The sequence below is a fragment of the Cohnella thermotolerans DSM 17683 genome (assembly GCF_000429825.1).
GTDB lineage: Bacteria > Bacillota > Bacilli > Paenibacillales > Paenibacillaceae > Cohnella > Cohnella thermotolerans.
In genome coordinates, this window is record NZ_AUCP01000006.1 from 123,291 (window position 1) to 139,528 (window position 16,238).

A 16,238-nucleotide genomic window follows, 5' to 3' on the forward strand; every position below is an offset into this window, starting at 1 on the left:
CGGACAAGCCTCCGTACGAACGTCGGCGGCAAACGGCGCCCGCCTATCCTTGCGGTAGGCGGGCGCCGATTATTATTGCGGCATGGGGTGCGCCGGCTACAGCCTCGTCCGCCGGATCGCCTGGTTGATGACCTCCGAGAAGACGAGCCCGAAGGCGATGGCGCCCGATAGCGTGAACGCTTCGAACGCCCGCTGCACCGCCATGTCGTAATGATTTTCCACCACGTTGCGCATCGCTTCGAACGCGATTCCTCCGGGGACGAGCGGCACGATGCCCGAAACGCTGAACACAATGATCGGCGTCTTGCACACCTTGGCCAGCAATTGGCTGATGACCGTAACCGCGAAAGCGGCGGTCAGCGTTGCCAGAATCGGATCGGCCGGAAGCTGCAGGAGCGAAGAATAAATCATCCAGCCGAGCATGCCGACTAGACCGCAATAGCCAAGATGCCGGCCGGGGACGTTGAAGAGCAAGGCGAAGCCGGCGGAAGCGACGAAGCTTGTGGCGATCTGCTCGATCATCCTCCGATCGCCTCCCCGCCGAGGAACGACAGCACGAACGCGATTCCGGCCCCGATCGCGAAGGCTGTAAGGAACGCCTCGGCTCCCTTCGACAGCCCGGATACGAAATGGCCGGCCATCAGGTCCCGCACGGCGTTCGTGATGAGCACCCCCGGCACAAGCGGCATGATCGAGCCGATCACGATCTTGTCCAGACTTTGCCCGAGCCCGGTTCGAACCAGGAAGCTGGCCAGCAAACCGACCGTCATCGCCGCCGTAAATTCGGAGAACAGCTTGATGGAGACGTAGCGCGGAACGTACAGCATCGCCAAATAACCTGCGCCTCCGCAGATCATGCCCGGCACGAAGTCCGCCCAGCCGCCGTCGAACATGATGAGGAAGCACCCGCTCGCCAAAGCCGCTACAAGCAGCCGTACCCAGGTTGGGTAGCCTTCCGTGGACACGTCGACCTTATACAGCCGCTCGTAAGCCTCCTCGACCGTCAGCTCCCCCCGGCCGATTCGCCGCGAGATGTCGTTGGCCATGACGACTTTGCGCAGATCGGTGGAACGATCGGAGATCCGCATCAGGCTCGTCGAGGCATCCATTCCTCCCAGCGAGAAAATAATCCCCGTCGGAGTAACAAAGCTATGCGCGTTCGGCACCCCGTACGCGGCCGCGATCCGGTTCATCGTATCTTCCACCCGGTACGTCTCGGCTCCGTTCTCCAGCATGATTTTCCCGGCCAGCATGCAGACCTTGGCGATCTGTCCGGCGTTTGGCGCAGACTGCTGCACGATCCAGTCTCCTTCGATGTCGAATGTCTCTTTCGTTCATTCTAACAAAAACCGCATCCGTTCCTCAAAGCATTAGTCTTCCAGCTATAAACGCCAAATGGCGGCGCAAGGGGAGCCCCCCTTTGCACCGCCATTTTTCCAATTCCCCCTATTCCGTCCGGCTCTCGCGTTGCTCGGCGATGGCCGACAAGCCCGGCTCGCCGCCTTCTTCGTCCGATTCCACGTACCGCTTGAGCGCGGCCAGCTTGTTCTCCCAGAAGCGCTCGTAATAGGCCAGCCACCGCTTCAACTCCTGCAGCGGCTCCGCCTCCATCCGGTAGCGCGTCTCCCGGCCGACCTTCCTCTCCTTGACGAGCCCCGCGTCCGCCAATATGCGCAGATGCTTGGACACCGCCGTCCGCGTCATCGGATAATGCCTGCTGATCGCAGTGACCGGCATTTCCCCCTCGCTAAGCAGCCTGAGCAGGCTGCGACGCGTCGGATCGGCGATCGCCTGGAAGACGTCGTGCTTCGCAGGTTCGGCAGCCATCGCTCAAGACTCGATATACTTGGCCAGCTTCTGCCCGATGCCGGTCCAGCCCTGGGCCATATTCTCGCGCACCGCCGGATGGGGCTGGCCGAATTCGGTCAATTTCTCCGGGTCCCATCCGTCGTGAATCAGCGTAAACTCCGTCTTGCCGTCCAGCTCCCTCAGCTCGAACGTCAGCGTCCAATCCTTGCCCCAGCGGAAGGAGACGCGATGCGGAGAGTCGATCTCGGTCACTTTGCAGGGAGAATGGCCGAACGGTCCGGCGTCCAGGTGGAACTCGTGGCCGACGACCGGTTTAAAATCGTTGGGCATAAACCAGGCGGCGATCCCTTCCGCCGTGGAGACGGCCTTCCACACTTTGTCGATCGGCGCGTTCAGCACCTGCGTCTGCCGGATGGCAGGCAGTACGTTCGGATTGCTCATCAATAAAAAGCCTCCTCTTCTGTTGCAGCGAAGGGAAAGGAGTTTAGCCTCCAGCCGATCGGGCTCGAAGGTCCGATCCCGGACACGGAATTTCTTCCGCCGCCGCATTTTACGCAACCATTCGGTTTCGCTTATGATTATACGAAACCAAATGGTTTCGTGTCAAAGGCATTTTTCCGGGAGTTTCAGGAATTCCGAAGCCGCATCGTTTTGGAAGCGGCCCATTTCTTGAACGGGTTGCCCAACGTTCCCCGCATGAACATCCAGCTGAACAACGGAGCGCTGCCGGTGACGAGCATCAGCACGTTCAGAACGAGCGGCGCGCGGCTGAAATGAACCGTCGCGATGAACGCAGCCATGCCGGCGATTCGGCCCGCGTTGAGCGCGAGCTCGCGGACGACGACGTATTCGACCCGTTGCCTAGCGCTGCTCTCATTTTTGCCGATCAAATCGAACACCGTCGACGTCATCGGAATCGCATACAGCGGGAATGAGAGCGAAGTGACGACGCCGAAGACGAGCATGGTGGAATAACGGATGCCGAAGAAAAACGGAACGATGACCGCCGTCATCGCGGCCGCTCCCGCCAGCATGCCCGCGGACCGCCACGACGGCTTGAGCCAGCGCCCGACCGCAAAGAAGCCGACGAAGGAGACGGCGGACGAGATGAGTGTGTAGTTGCCGAGACGCAGCTCGCTGCCGGTCTGGATGTAGACGAGCAGGCTGATCATGAGGCCGAAGACGCTCTCGCGAACGCCCTGCACGATGAGCGCGCCGAGCACCGGCCGCCATGGCGTATGGGGCAGCCGCCAGATCCGGACGGGAAGGCCCCATTCGTACTCGCCTTCGGTCCGCCGATTGCGAAGGAGAAACGTGGCGAGAACGCCCACGACAAAGATGCCGAGCGAAATCATGAAGATGATTCGGTACCCTTGTTCCGCCGGCATGCGCGAGATGAGAAAGCCCGAGCACCACGGGGCGATCATGCCCGCGAGCGCGCCGATGACGCCCGCCAGTCCATTGTAACGGTCCCGATTGTCCGCGTCCGTCACTTCGAAGTAAATGACGTTGAACGCGAGCCAGAACAAGCCGTTCGCCGTCCCCTGCACGATGCCGAGCAGCCATATATACGGGATGCATCGGGTGCCGAGCAGCAGGACAAGGGCGTAGAAAACGGCGGAAGCGCCGATTCCGAGCCGCAGAACGAGCCGTTTGCGCCCGCGCTTCACCGCGTAGCCCCCGATCCAGAACGTGAGCGCCATGCATACGTGGGCGATCAGCGTAAACCAGCCGAGCAAGGCGAAGTTTTTGCTGGCTTTCCAGATGTACACGCCGAGGAAGGTGCCGGACAAGGCGCCGGCGGTAATAAAGAGTCCGTTGACCACGAGCAGCAACCGGGTCTGCCCATCGAGCCGCCCATGCGAAGGGGCGGGCGGATGATGTTCCAGCATAAGCGATAAACCTCTCGGGGCGATTTGGAATGGAAGACCGTCATAACCTCCCCTCAATGGACCGAACGCATTCATATTTTCGGATTTCTTAATTGAAATGTTCTTCGACAAGCTGAGAGCGACGGCTGGACAACCTTATGCCCGACCAGGCGCTCAACCGTCGATAAGCGCCAGTTCGCGCTCGACCTCGTCGAGCTGATCCTCCCCGTATACTTTAAAGCCGTTGCGCCGCAATAGCGCCGTCGTTCGCCCCTCGCCCGGAATTTTGTTGTCCGTGAACGTTCCGTCGTAAATATAAAGCGTCCCGCACGACGGACTGTCCTGCTTAAGAATCGCAAGGGCCACATCGTGCTTCAGGGCCAACTCAAGCGTCGCCCTCGCTCCCTTCTCGAACTCCGCGGTCACGTCGGCTCCGGAGCCGGTCACAACCCGATCCCCTTGAATTTGGGCGTCCGGCCTCGGCGTCGGCAGCCCTCCGGTCACCTCCGGGCAAATCGAGACGAGACGGCCTTCCTCGTACCACTTGAGGAAGCGCGCGTCGAGACAGGGGACGTCCCCGTTATCGTAGCGAACCTTATGGCCCAGCAGGCAGGCGCTGACCAATATTTTTCTCTTCATCCGACTCTACCTCCTTAATTGAACGAATTTTCTTATAATTAATGTACGTTAGGACGGACTTTAATTCAATCGGATTAAACGGATTTATTTTTGGAATAGTTCCATAGTTGCTATACATTGGTTAGAAACATTGGATATACTGAAGGTGATGAAGCATAAAATAGACAAGCTGCAGGAAGAGGAGGAGCCATCATGAGCACCCTGAAGGAAGAAGTCGCGCAAGTCCGCCAAGCCGCATACCCGATCGATCCGGCCGTCCTGAACCGCTGGTCGCCCCGCTCCTTCCTGGAGAAGGAAGTTCCCGAGAACACGCTGCTCAGCGTACTGGAAGCCGCCCACTGGGCTCCGTCAGCGTTCAACGCTCAGCCGTGGCGTTTCATCGTCGCCCGCACCCGCGAGCAACGGGAGAAATTTTTTCCCTTCATCGGCGAATTCAACCGTTCCTGGTGCGAGAAAGCGCCGGTTCTCGTCCTGATCGTGTCGAAGACGGTCACGGACAAGGGCGAGTTTCCTTCTCACGCCTTCGATACCGGAGCGGCATGGGGATTCCTCGCCTTGGAAGCCGCTAAGCAAGGCCTCGCCACCCACGCAATGACCGGCTTCGACTTCGCCAAAGCGCGCGAAATTCTTGAAATCCCCGAGGATCATGCGATCCAGGCGCTTGTCGCCATCGGCTACCAAGGTGCGAAGGAAAATTTGCCGGAAGGCATCCGGGCCCGCGAAGTTCCGTCCCAGAGAGTTCCGGTCAAGGATGTGCTCTACGAAGGATCGTTCGGGAAGTCGTTTAAATAAGCCTGGCGCTCCGAAGAAGCCCGCTGGTCCCCATGAAGGAGGACGGCGGGTTCTTTGCTTTTTGGGCGGAGCATCCGGTGTGCGGCTTTGCGGGCCAAGCTTGGGCGAGAGGGCAAGCCGCCGCAGCCGACGAACGACCGGTTGAAGACGCTAGCCGCCTCGCTGACCTTGAGCGTGTCTTTTGTTCAGGAAGAGGAAGACACGGCAGTTGGAACGTTAGCCGGCCGCCGATGGCTTGCGCTCGTAAAATTGGAGCGTCGCGCTCCAGTTCCATTGCTCGTAAGAAAAGGAAACGGGCGCTCGGCCTCATGGCTCGTCCATTGGGACGGCTCGGCGGCGCGGGACGCGACGATCCGGTCCGCCCCCTTCCAGTCGAAGGCTTGATCGACGAACCCCGCAGGCGTATAGAGGGCCGGCTTCCCGAGCGGAACGGACGCGACCTCGAGCCTTTTGTTCGTCGTCGCTTCCCTTCCTTCGCCGGCGATATAAGCCAACCGATTCCCCTTCTCCGACCATTCGAACCATTGCTCGTTATTCGCCATGACATCCAGCTTCTGAAACGTCGCCCCGTCCGCGGACAAGACGCATAACGTATTGGCATCCGCCGACAGCGAGGCCGTAGGCGTTGCGAAGAAAGCCATCCAGCGGCCGTCCTCCGACCACTTGAACGCGCTCGTTCCTACGGCAAAGAAGCTTGCCGACTGCCGGGGCAACGCATACAACGCTTGCGGCTGCTCCGCTCCCAGCGGAATTCTCCGGATCAGCACCTGCGACCAATCCCCTCCCGGCAGCAGCTCGGCCCGGGTAGAAGCCACGAACCCCGAACCGTCCGGCCACCAGGCGAATCCCGAGATGTTCTTGGCCGCTTCAGCGGGCCTGTCCGGCTTCTCCGCGTCGATCCATTCCAGCCCCTCCTCCGTTAGATAAGCCAACCGATTCCGGTCCGGCGCCCACTGGAAGCCGCCGGCCAACTTCGCCGAGACAAGCCGCCCTTCCGCTTCGTCCAATCGGCGGACCCAGAGCTCCCGTTCCTGCTCCCTTCTCGTATATGCGATCCACCGCCCGTCGCGGGACCAACGCGGGTTGCGTACGAATTCCCCCCGGGTAAGCCGCTTCTCTTCCTTGCCCTGCTTGACCCACAAATCGCCGCTCCTCACGAACGCAGCCACCGGAGAACCGTCCGCAGGTTCCGCCCGGACGCTCGCCGAAGGGATCGTCGCCGAGAGCGATGCGACGACCGCTCCCGCGACGATCGCCCATTTTCGCAAAATAAGCATGGTTATCCCCCTCGCCTTCCTGAATCTCTGCTATACCATTTCCATTCGGCGCCGGAAGCATGCTCGGCAGCGTGCGGGAGGCGGGACTCGGACGCACGGATCGTTGACATTCGGCCGCCGAACCCATATCTTTAATTTAAGATATATCGAGGCGTTTTTCGCCCGGAAAGGTGATCCCCGCTATGCCGACCAACGATCAGGAACGTTCGCTTCAGCTTTATATCGCGTTATCCCGAGCCAGCCAATGGGTCAACGCCCACGCGGACAGGGATATCAAGCGGTTCGGCATGAACCGCACCGAATTCGGGGTGCTTGAGCTGCTCTATCACAAAGGTTCGCAGCCGATTCAGCAGATCGGCAGCAAAGTGCTGATGAGCAGCGGCAACATTACGTACGTCGTCGACAAGCTGGAGCGGAAACGGTTCGTCGTGCGCAAAACGTCCACCGAAGACCGCCGCTCCGTCTACGCCGAGATCACGGACGAAGGAAGAGCCTTCATCGAGGAAGTTTTCCCCGGCCATGCGGACGTCATCGAGCAAGCCGTCGGCGGTTTGACTGCGGAAGAGCAGCTTCTGGCGGCCCGGCTGCTGAAGAAGCTCGGCAAATACGCCCAGGAGACTTACTGAGCGCACGCGCCGGCGCGAGTGGAATCCTTCCTCCCGCGAAAATCGCGGGTTCTTTTTTTCCCGCCGCACCTCCTCCTGGGCTCTCGCATACGATTACATCAACTTGGTTTCATGCCAAAGGAGAGATTCGCATGAGCTTGCCATACCGGGCCGAGCCCCAAACGCTGTACCGGGCGACCGACGAATGGGTCCGCTCGCTTCGGTCCTATCACGACCATTTGCATGCCGTTTGCGGCCAATGCCTCCATCGGCCCGTTCGGGTCGAGACGGTGGACGGGGACGTCTTCGAAGGCACCATCGTTCACTGCGACCGGGGCATCGTCTATTTGATGCAGCCGGCGGAACAGGCGGTACGCGCGCCGTTTTTCTTCCCGGGACCGAATCCGAACTTCATCCTGCCCTTGGTTCTGTTCAATTTGTTGGCCATTACGCTCATTTAAACATACGCCCAGCAGCGTCTCGGCGACTAAAGGAGTGATTGTCCTTGGCTTTTATGCCCCCTCTGGGACCGCAAGGGTTTCAGCAGCGGCCGCCTGCCTCCCCGCCGCCTTCGTCTCCGCCGCCCCGGCCTTTGACTTCGGTTCTTGCCGTCGATCCCGGCGCCATTCGCGGCTGCCTGTTCCGGTTCACGTTCATCTGGCCGCGGTTCGGCAACGGCTTCTGGTTTTACCCCACTTTCGTGGGACGGACCTCGGTCGCGGGATTTCGCTGGACCGGCCGATTCTGGATCTATTCCGGACTGGATTTGAGGCGCATCGAGACGTTCTCTTGCTTCTAAGCCGGGCAAAACGCTTTGGCGGCCTTGGACGGCGAAGAAGCTTTGCGGAGATCATCGGCAATGAACAAGCGTGAAACTTATCTATTCTGCATGATGAACGGAAGGGGCTGTCTTTCGGACGAGGGCAGCCCCGCTCCCGCGCTTTCCTCGCGCACCGACCTCCTATTCGGCGGCGCACCGCGGACATGTCCCGAACAGCTCGATCCGGCAGCCTTCCACGAGATAACCGCCCCTCCGCTTCGGAATCTCCCGCGCGGCCTGCCAATAATCCCCCGCATCGATATCGTGAATTTCCCCGCAGCGTTTGCACGTAAAATGGCAGTGGTCCTTGCTGGCGAATTCATACCGATGGCTGCGCTGGTCGTCCGTGATCTCGGCGATCAGGCCCAAATCCTTCAGCGCTTTCAGCGTGTTGTAGACGGTCGCTTGGCTCATGTAGGGGAAAAGCTTCTGCATCCTCGCATAAATTTGATCCGCCGTCGGATGGGACAACTCCAGGAGAAGCTTCAGCACCTCTACACGCTGCGGAGTAATTCTGAGCCCGTGCCCTTTCATAACGCCGACAAGCTCGTCGATACTCATAAGCCTTCCCCTTTCCGCATAACCATAATGGGACGCCATCGTGAAATCGCTTCACTTTATAATTATTATTATAAAATATTGACTGTAATGAAGTAACGGCTTAAAGTAAAAATGTACCCATTTATTTCTATTCCACAAGCTGTTAGCGGGGTAATGGAAGAAGACCATTTCGAAATCGAAGGGAGAAGAATTCATGGACAGACTGACGACCAATCAGGGCGTGCCGATCGGGGACAATCAGAACTCGAGGACGGCAGGCCAGCGCGGACCGACGTTATTGGAGGATTATCAACTGTTGGAAAAGCTGGCCCATTTCGACCGCGAGCGGGTGCCGGAACGCGTCGTGCATGCCAGGGGGGCGGGGGCTCACGGCGTTTTCAAGCTGACCAACAGCATGAAGCGGTATACGAAGGCGGCCTTCCTTCAGGATGAAGGCACGGAGACGCCCGTCTTCGTCCGGTTCTCGACCGTCGTTCACGGCCAGCACTCCCCGGAGACGCTTCGCGACCCGCGCGGCTTCGCGGTCAAGTTCTACACGACGGAAGGCAATTACGACCTCGTCGGCAACAATCTCCCGGTCTTCTTCATCCGCGATGCCATGAAGTTTCCCGATATGGTCCACGCCTTAAAGCCCGACCCGCGCAACAACATCCAGCATCCCGACCGTTACTGGGACTTCATGTCCCTCACGCCGGAGTCGACCAACATGCTGCTGCACCTGTTCTCGGACGAAGGGATTCCCGCGAGCTACCGGCATATGAGAGGCTCCAGCGTCCACGCGTTCAAATGGATCAACGCCTACGGCAACACCGTATACGTCAAGCTGCGCTGGGTGCCGAAGCAGGGGCTGAAGAACCTCTCGGCCCAGGAAGCGTCCGCCGTTCAGGCCGTCGACTTCAACCACGCCAGCCGCGACCTGTACGAAGCCATCGAACGCGGCGACTATCCGCAATGGGATCTGTTCGTCCAAATTCTCGATCCGGCCGATATCGACAGCTTCGACTTCGACCCGCTTGATGCGACGAAGGATTGGTTCGAGGACGTGATCCCCTATCAGCTTGTCGGGACGATGACGTTGAACCGCAATCCCGCCAACGTGTTCGCGGAGACGGAATCGGTCGGCTTCAACCCCGGCGTCGTCGTTCCCGGCATCGAGCCGTCGGAAGACAAGCTGCTTCAAGGCCGCCTCTTCTCCTATTCGGATACGCAGCGCTACCGGATCGGAACGAACTATTTGCAGCTGCCGATCAATTGCCCGTTCGCCCAGGTGGCCAACAACCAGCGCGACGGTTCGATGCCGTTCAAGCAGCAGAGCGGCCATATCAATTACGAGCCCAACCGTTATCAGGATACGCCGAAGGAAGATCCGGCCTTCACGGAAGCGTCCGCTCCGTTGTACGGCGCGGCGGGAAGGCAGAAGATCGCCAAGACGAACGACTTCGGGCAGGCGGGGCAAGTTTGGAACCGTTACTCCGACGAGGAGAAGGCCGCCGTCTTGAACAATCTGGCGGCCGATCTGGCGCAGGCGGCGGAGCCGACTCAACTGCGCGCGGTTTGCAACTTCTATCGGGCGGATGCCGAGTTGGGGCAACAGCTCGCGGATCGTCTGAAGATCGATATTACGCCTTACATCAGTCATGCGGCGGTTCCGAACAATTAAGTCGGTCCTTTTCTCAGTCCGAAGCCCCGGCCTTGTCAAGGTCGGGGCTTCGCGTGCGGACCGGACGGGTTATTGCGGCGCCGGGATGCAGCCGTAACGGACTTCAAAGGTCGCCCCCAACGGCACAAGTTCGTAAAGATACCGGTGGATCAGTTCCTTCTCCACTGGAGTCAGAGCGTTCGTCGTGCTGACGTCCAAATAGATCGTCCCCGTCCACGGATTGTACTCGTTGAAGGCGATCCGGCCTTCCGAGAACATCTCGTTCATGACGCCTACGATCCCCTGCAGGTCCAGGCTCCGGGTCATCGCCGCCCGGTACACGCTGTCGGGGATCTCTTCCGCCTGGGGAACCTTCTCCTCCTGAATCCTCGAATACTCTTTGATTTTGAAGCACACATACGGAACCAGATCGGTCGCGGCGAACCGCTTAAGCGCGATCCGGTCCGCATCGTCCAGTCGAAGCTGATCGTCCCAAGCATAGATCGTCGCCATGTGCTTGCCGAGAGAATGGATGCGAACGTAACGAAGATGCGGAAAGCGCTTCCTGATCAAGCTTTCAGATAACAGCCGGGTTCCCATAAAGATCACCCCATATCTTGAAAATAGAGCCGGAATGATTGCGCTTACATTCATCGTTTTCGATATGCCGCGTCTTTATTACTTATATGCCGCCAGCTTGCCGGGCAACCCTTCTTCGGAAAATTTCGGCTCCTAACCTCCGCCTCCCCTCCGATCGGCTTCGCAATGGCCATCATGAAATTGTCTTCATTATAACACTTCGGTTTCCATTTATGATGCACCTCCCGACCCAAGCCGCCGCGCAGCATGTCGAACAACCGGTTCGGCATACGCTGTTGGGAGAGCTTGCTTCGTTCGCCGGGAGCATGGTCATCCCGACCGCCATGCGCAAGACGTTCCACCTGCGCAGGAAAACACGGTCCCGGGCGGCCTCCGGCGTCCGTGCATGCCTCCCGCCTCCGAATCCGGAGACCTCTCCGCCGCGTAAAGTCCGGGAATCGCCTCACCGGAGGAACCGAGAACCCGCCCGGACAAGTCGGTTAGCGATCCGCCCAAGGTTTGCGGCCGCTGCCGGACCTGCCAGCCCGGCTCCGATCATGATGACATCGAATTCCAGGGATCGATCCCTCCTTCGAGGGCTGAGTATTCGGAAAGCTTTTCCGATTCTCATTTCGGTTACTCCTGCCGTGCGCCTGCCGCCTCTTCCAGATATTGTTCGAGCCGGTCGGCGCAATAAGCGGACTCCTCTTCCGTCCAGTCCAGCCAGTCGGCCATCGCTTCGATCACCGGAGTCTTCCAAGTCCGCACGGCCGCGATGTCGAAAAACAACCAGCCCGTCCGGCGGATGAAAAAATCCTCCGGTTGGACGGTCATCTCGTGCTCCATGGCGTAACGCAGCCGAGCCGCGACTTCGGCGGACAGACCGTGACGTTCAGCCCATTGCCGCGTTCGCGAATCGATCGCAAGCGAGAACAAGGCATCGACGTTCGAGCCGTAAAATCGGGCCAAAGCCTCAGCGTCTTTGGGGCTTAGGCCGATCCGGGCCCCTTCCTTCGTTTTGTGGGCCACGAAACTTCCGTATGACGAGGAGCCGCCTACGTCTCCCCCGGAGATCGGAATGCCTCTCGTGCGGCACGGTCCCGCCGATCTTCCCGCCCGGTTGCCTTCGGCGGCAAGCCGCTTGACCACGTCGTCGACGACGGCCTCGGCCATCTTGCGGTAACCTGTCAGTTTGCCGCCCGCTATCGAGATCAGTCCCGAAGGCGAGTGAAAAATCTCGTCCCGGCGTGAAATTTCCGACGGATTCTTGCCCTCCTGTTGAATCAGAGGGCGCAACCCCGCCCAGCTCGACTCCACATCCGCTTCCGTCAGCTTGAGATCCGGGAACATGAAATTCGCCGCTTGCAGCAGGTAATCGCGATCCTCCGCGGTCGCCAGCGGATGCGCGATGTCGCCTTTGTAATTCGTGTCGGTCGTGCCCACATAGGTCTTGCCTGCCCTCGGAATGGAGAATATCATCCGGCCGTCCGGCGTATCGAAATACACGGCTTGGCGAAGCGGAAACCGACGCTGGTCAAAAACGAGATGCACCCCCTTGGTCAGCCGCAACGTCTTGCCTGTCTTGGACTTGTCGAACTCGCGGACGGAATCGACCCATGGGCCGGTCGCGTTGACGACTTTCGCGGCCCGGATCGCGTATTCTGCGCCGCCCGCCGTGTCCCGTACGAGCGCGCCCGTCAGCTTGCCGGAAGCGTCATAAGCGAAAGACTCTACCTTGGCATAGTTCACGGCAAGCGCCCCCAGTTCTCTCGCCTTCTTCATGACTTCAATCGTGAGCCGCGCGTCGTCCGTCCGGTACTCCACGTAGTAACCTCCGCCTTTAAGCCCTTTCCTCTTGAGCAGAGGCTCCCTGCGGAGAGTCTCTTCAACGCTCAGCATGGACCGGCGCTCGGCCTTCTTTACGCCCGCAAGGAAATCGTACAGCCGAAGGCCGATGGAAGTCGTGAATTTCCCGAATGTGCCGTCTTCGTACAGAGGGAGCAGCATCCATTCGGGCGTCGTCACATGAGGCCCGTTCTCGTATACGATTGCCCGTTCCTTGCCGACTTCGGCGACGACCCCGATTTCGAACTGCTTCAAGTATCGCAGCCCCCCGTGCACAAGCTTCGTCGAACGGCTCGAGGTTCCAGCCGCGAAATCCTGCATCTCGACGAGGCCGGTGCGCAAGCCGCGGCTTGCCGCGTCCAAAGCGATGCCCGCTCCCGTAATGCCTCCCCCGATTACGAGCAGGTCGAGCGGTTGATCACGCATATTCTCCAGGATGGCAACGCGTTCCCGGGCGGAGAATGTGCCGGTAAACGGTACGGATTGGGACATGGCCAATTTCCTCCCTGATGATTGATTGGACTATAAAAAAATCCGATCGGTTCGCGGAAGCAAAAAGAGAAACCTCGAACGGGTTCCGGGGCGAACGCTCCGGAACCTCATGCGAGGTTTCTCCAAGATCTCCAACCGATATGAACTTGTATTATTTATTATAGCACGATAACGGTTTGAATGCCATGGCGGCTGTTACGGCCCGCTGCCAGCCTGCGTAAAGCTCGCGGCGCCGGCCTTCGTCCATGGAGGGGCGGAACGTTCTATGGATCCGGCGCAGCCGGACAATCTCGTCCCGGCTCTTCCAGAAGCCGACCGCGAGGCCGGCCAAATACGCGGCGCCGAGCGCGGTCGATTCATTGATGACCGGGCGCTCGATCGCAACGCCGAGAAGATCGCTCTGGAACTGCATCAGAAAGTCGTTTTTTACCGCGCCCCCATCGACCGCGAGCGTTTTCAATGGGATGCCGGCATCCTTCTCCATCGCGTCCAACACGTCTTTCGTTTGATAAGCGAGCGCCTCAAGCGTCGCCCGCACGAACTGCGCCTTCGACGTTCCTCTCGTCAGACCGAACACGGCCCCGCGCACGTCGCTGTCCCAATACGGGGTGCCGAGCCCCACGAAAGCGGGCACGACGTATACCCCGTCCGTCGACTCGACCTTCGCCGAGAGTTCCCCGCTCTCCGCCGCCGATTCGATCATTCCGAGCCCGTCCCGGAGCCATTGAATAGCGGCGCCTGCGGCGAACACGCTTCCTTCGAGGGCGTATTCCAGCTTGCCGTTCACTTCCCACGCGATTGTGGTGAGCAAACCGGAAGGGGACGGTTTCGCCTCCGAACCGGTATTCATGAGCATAAAACATCCGGTGCCGTACGTGTTCTTGACGCTGCCCGCCTCAAAGCATCCTTGCCCGAACAAAGCCGCCTGCTGGTCTCCCGCGGCGCCCGCAATAGGAATCGCCCGGCCGAGCCACTCCGCCTCCGCTTCCCCGTACACTTCGGAGGACGAGCGGACGGCAGGCAGCATGGAGACCGGAATGCCGAACAGGTCCAGCAGTTCTTCGTCCCAACGCCTTTCGTGAATGTTGAACAACAACGTTCGGGAAGCGTTGGATACGTCGGTAACGTGAACGCGTCCGCCCGTCAGCTTCCAGATGAGCCAGCTGTCGACCGTGCCGAACAACAGTTCCCCGGCCTCGGCCATTGCTCTTGCATTTTCCGCATGCTCGAGAATCCACGCCACCTTCGTGCCCGAAAAGTAAGGGTCCAACAATAAGCCGGTTTTCCCGCGAACGAGCGTTTCTTTTCCTTGCACTTTCAGCCTTTCGCAAATATCCACCGTCTGCCGGGACTGCCACACGATCGCCGGATAAACCGGCCGGCCGGTTGCCTTCTCCCAGACGATCGCCGTCTCCCGTTGATTCGTAATGCCGATTCCCGCGATGCGGTCCGGAGCGACGGCGTTCTCTTGGAGAAGCTTGCGCGCCACGGCAACGACCGATCGCCAGATCGCTTCCGGGTCCGCTTCCACCCAGCCGGCATTGGGGTAGTCCAACGCAATCTCCTGCTGCGTCATGCCCCGGATTTCCCCCGCCGCATCGACCAACATGGCTCGAGAGCTCGTTGTTCCCTGGTCCAGGGCCAGAATGAACCGTTCCAATCTTAGCGTCTCTCCTTTCTATCCCCCGAGCCCCCACAGCTCCCGCCTGGAGGTCGTAATCGCCGTGGCCCCGGCCCCGAGCGCCGCGCCAACGTCCTCCGCCGACCGAATGAGTCCCCCGGCAATGATGGGAATGCCCGTTCTTTCCTTCACCTCGCCGATCAGATGAGGAATGACGCCCGGCAGCACCTCGATAAAATCCGGGCGGGTCTTCTCGAACAACGAATAGCTCTTCTCCAGCGCGCCCGAGTCGATCAGGAACAGCCGCTGCACGGCGATGAGCTTGTTCTGTTTTGTCTTCTGAATGACGCTGGCCCGGGTCGAGATGAGCCCCGCCGGCCGAACTTTCTGGCAAAGAAATTCGGCCGCGTATTCGTCGTTCTTCAGCCCGTCGATGAGGTCGGCGTGGAGCAGCACCTTTTTGCCGTGGCGTTCCGCCAGTTCCACAAGCGGACGAAGCTGTCCCAGGTGACCGCCGAGCAGCACCAAATAAACAAAAGGGGCAGCGAGTACCCCTTCGAGTTCCTTTGCCGTTCTTACCGCCGGCAATACGGTCTGGTTCCGAAAAGGCATATCAACCCTTCACCTCCGCAGTTGCGTCCGCTCGCGATCTCTCGGCATCGGCTCCGCGGTGCTTTCCCTTATGGTCAGCTTCGTCGGGAGCACGACCTTCTTGGCGATTTCGCGCCTCGTGCTCAGGCGGTCGGCGAGCAGCTCCACGGCCGTCTCGCCCATGAACTCCATATGCACTTTGACCGTCGTCAACGGAGGCTGCATAAATTCGGAAATGGCGATATCGTTGAAGCTGATGATCGAGACATCTCGCGGAACCTTGACTTTCGCCTCGTGCAAGGCGCGCAGCGCTCCGACGGCCATCGAATCGTTTTCGATGAAAAAAGCGCTTGGAAGACGCTCGGCGGCCAACGCCGTCCTCATCAGCTGGTAGCCATCCTCCGAATACAGGTTCTCGCCCGTGTAAATAAAGGCAGGGTCGTACATTCCCCGCTCCTTCAGCCACTCTCCGAATACCAGTTCCCGCTCGTCCCGCACCCTCTTGCCGTTCACGACGTTGTGCCCGCCAATGTACCCGATCTCCCGGTGGCCGAGACCCGTCAGATGCTCCAGTACAAGCCCGACGGACTTGCGGAGATCGATGACGACCGAGTCGAAGCGCTCGTCGTCCGGCGACGAATCGACGAACACGATAGAGTCGAGATGGGCCGGGAACCGGTCGAGATCGTCCTTCTCGAAGCGGCCGATCGCGATGATGCCGTCCAGCGGCTCCCCGTTCCAATTGATCGAACCCTCGGTGCTGTGCAGGAAGACTCTCACCAAGTCGAACTGCCGCTGGAAGCACTCCCGTTCCACGCCGAGCCGAATGGCCAGATAATAGGGATCGAGCAATTCCTCCTGATCCGTGTACCAATTGATCAGACCGATCCTGTAACGCTCCTTGCCGGTCGCGGCCGGAGAAGCCCCGCTGCCGTTGCGCTCCCGAGGCGTTCGATAATTAAGCTGCTGGGCGATTTCGAAGATCCGCTTGCGCGTGTCGTCCGATACCGACAGGGTCGGATCGTAGTTGAGCACACGGGAGACGGTCGCGGTGGAAACCCCGGCCTGCCCGGCGATATCCTTTATAGTAGCCATGC

The 16,238-nt window shown here is 59.7% G+C and carries 19 protein-coding genes; 5 read left to right on the plus strand and 14 right to left on the minus strand.

The annotated features are described in order from the left end of the window. Window positions 1–96: 96 nt before the first annotated feature. From G485_RS0103425 to G485_RS0103450, 6 genes are all read right to left on the minus strand, one after another. Complete coding sequence (locus G485_RS0103425) at window positions 97–522, minus strand: threonine/serine exporter family protein (RefSeq protein WP_027091389.1); 426 nt, start codon at window positions 520–522, stop codon at window positions 97–99. Then, window positions 519–1,298, minus strand: coding sequence for a threonine/serine exporter family protein (locus tag G485_RS0103430; RefSeq protein WP_027091390.1), 780 nt, complete (start codon window positions 1,296–1,298; stop codon window positions 519–521). The genes G485_RS0103425 and G485_RS0103430 overlap by 4 nt, the downstream gene beginning before the upstream one ends. A 148-nt stretch (window positions 1,299–1,446) precedes the next feature. Continuing rightward, complete coding sequence (locus G485_RS0103435) at window positions 1,447–1,827, minus strand: ArsR/SmtB family transcription factor (RefSeq protein WP_027091391.1); 381 nt, start codon at window positions 1,825–1,827, stop codon at window positions 1,447–1,449. 3 nt (window positions 1,828–1,830) lie between these two features. Continuing rightward, window positions 1,831–2,250 (minus strand): SRPBCC family protein, encoded by a 420-nt coding sequence (locus G485_RS0103440; protein WP_027091392.1) that lies wholly within the window; start codon window positions 2,248–2,250, stop codon window positions 1,831–1,833. A 185-nt stretch (window positions 2,251–2,435) separates the two neighbouring features. Next, window positions 2,436–3,701 carry an MFS transporter gene (locus G485_RS24910; RefSeq protein WP_051317982.1) on the minus strand — a complete coding sequence of 422 codons (1,266 nt, stop codon included), beginning with the start codon at window positions 3,699–3,701 and terminating at the stop codon, window positions 2,436–2,438. A gap of 153 nt (window positions 3,702–3,854) precedes the next feature. Continuing rightward, on the minus strand, window positions 3,855–4,319 hold the full coding sequence (locus G485_RS0103450) for a 2-thiouracil desulfurase family protein (RefSeq protein WP_027091393.1): 465 nt from the start codon (window positions 4,317–4,319) through the stop codon (window positions 3,855–3,857). A gap of 192 nt (window positions 4,320–4,511) precedes the next feature. Here G485_RS0103450 and G485_RS0103455 point away from each other — a divergent pair, with 192 nt between their 5' ends. Further along, a complete protein-coding gene (locus G485_RS0103455; RefSeq protein ID WP_027091394.1) occupies window positions 4,512–5,111 on the plus strand; it encodes a nitroreductase family protein in 600 nt (199 codons plus the stop codon). A 185-nt stretch (window positions 5,112–5,296) separates the two neighbouring features. Here the strand turns inward: G485_RS0103455 and G485_RS24915 are convergent, their stop codons facing one another. Further along, window positions 5,297–6,388, minus strand: coding sequence for a PD40 domain-containing protein (locus G485_RS24915; RefSeq protein ID WP_051317983.1), 1,092 nt, complete (start codon window positions 6,386–6,388; stop codon window positions 5,297–5,299). 182 nt (window positions 6,389–6,570) lie between these two features. Here G485_RS24915 and G485_RS0103465 point away from each other — a divergent pair, with 182 nt between their 5' ends. From G485_RS0103465 to G485_RS0103475, 3 genes are all read left to right on the plus strand, one after another. Further along, complete coding sequence (locus tag G485_RS0103465) at window positions 6,571–7,014, plus strand: MarR family winged helix-turn-helix transcriptional regulator (protein WP_027091395.1); 444 nt, start codon at window positions 6,571–6,573, stop codon at window positions 7,012–7,014. A 131-nt stretch (window positions 7,015–7,145) separates the two neighbouring features. Continuing rightward, the gene (locus G485_RS0103470; protein WP_027091396.1) at window positions 7,146–7,454 is read left to right on the plus strand and encodes a hypothetical protein; all 309 of its coding nucleotides are present in this window, start codon (window positions 7,146–7,148) and stop codon (window positions 7,452–7,454) included. A 53-nt stretch (window positions 7,455–7,507) separates the two neighbouring features. After that, window positions 7,508–7,792, plus strand: coding sequence for a transporter (locus G485_RS0103475; RefSeq protein WP_240489047.1), 285 nt, complete (start codon window positions 7,508–7,510; stop codon window positions 7,790–7,792). Between the two features lie 162 nt (window positions 7,793–7,954). On the opposite strand, the gene G485_RS0103480 is transcribed toward G485_RS0103475, so the two are convergent. Next, window positions 7,955–8,374 carry a Fur family transcriptional regulator gene (locus G485_RS0103480; protein ID WP_027091398.1) on the minus strand — a complete coding sequence of 140 codons (420 nt, stop codon included), beginning with the start codon at window positions 8,372–8,374 and terminating at the stop codon, window positions 7,955–7,957. 193 nt (window positions 8,375–8,567) lie between these two features. Between G485_RS0103480 and G485_RS0103485 the strand changes: the two genes are divergently transcribed. Beyond that, a complete protein-coding gene (locus tag G485_RS0103485; RefSeq protein WP_027091399.1) occupies window positions 8,568–10,034 on the plus strand; it encodes a catalase in 1,467 nt (488 codons plus the stop codon). 69 nt (window positions 10,035–10,103) lie between these two features. Here G485_RS0103485 and G485_RS0103490 read toward each other — a convergent pair whose 3' ends face one another. The 6 genes from G485_RS0103490 to G485_RS24920 form a co-directional block, all read right to left on the minus strand. Beyond that, on the minus strand, window positions 10,104–10,613 hold the full coding sequence (locus G485_RS0103490; RefSeq protein ID WP_051317984.1) for a hypothetical protein: 510 nt from the start codon (window positions 10,611–10,613) through the stop codon (window positions 10,104–10,106). A 309-nt stretch (window positions 10,614–10,922) separates the two neighbouring features. After that, the gene (locus tag G485_RS29685) at window positions 10,923–11,108 is read right to left on the minus strand and encodes an FAD-binding protein (protein ID WP_156922087.1); all 186 of its coding nucleotides are present in this window, start codon (window positions 11,106–11,108) and stop codon (window positions 10,923–10,925) included. 120 nt (window positions 11,109–11,228) lie between these two features. After that, window positions 11,229–12,929, minus strand: coding sequence for a glycerol-3-phosphate dehydrogenase/oxidase (locus G485_RS0103505; protein ID WP_027091401.1), 1,701 nt, complete (start codon window positions 12,927–12,929; stop codon window positions 11,229–11,231). Window positions 12,930–13,080: 151 nt separating this feature from the next. After that, window positions 13,081–14,589: a glycerol kinase GlpK gene (glpK, locus tag G485_RS0103510; RefSeq protein WP_027091402.1), complete on the minus strand. Its 1,509-nt coding sequence runs from the start codon at window positions 14,587–14,589 to the stop codon at window positions 13,081–13,083. An 18-nt stretch (window positions 14,590–14,607) separates the two neighbouring features. Beyond that, window positions 14,608–15,162 carry a glycerol-3-phosphate responsive antiterminator gene (locus G485_RS0103515; protein ID WP_027091403.1) on the minus strand — a complete coding sequence of 185 codons (555 nt, stop codon included), beginning with the start codon at window positions 15,160–15,162 and terminating at the stop codon, window positions 14,608–14,610. Window positions 15,163–15,171: 9 nt separating this feature from the next. Then, window positions 15,172–16,236, minus strand: a complete 1,065-nt coding sequence (locus G485_RS24920) for a LacI family DNA-binding transcriptional regulator (RefSeq protein WP_051317985.1) — start codon at window positions 16,234–16,236, stop codon at window positions 15,172–15,174. Window positions 16,237–16,238 lie beyond the last annotated feature (2 nt).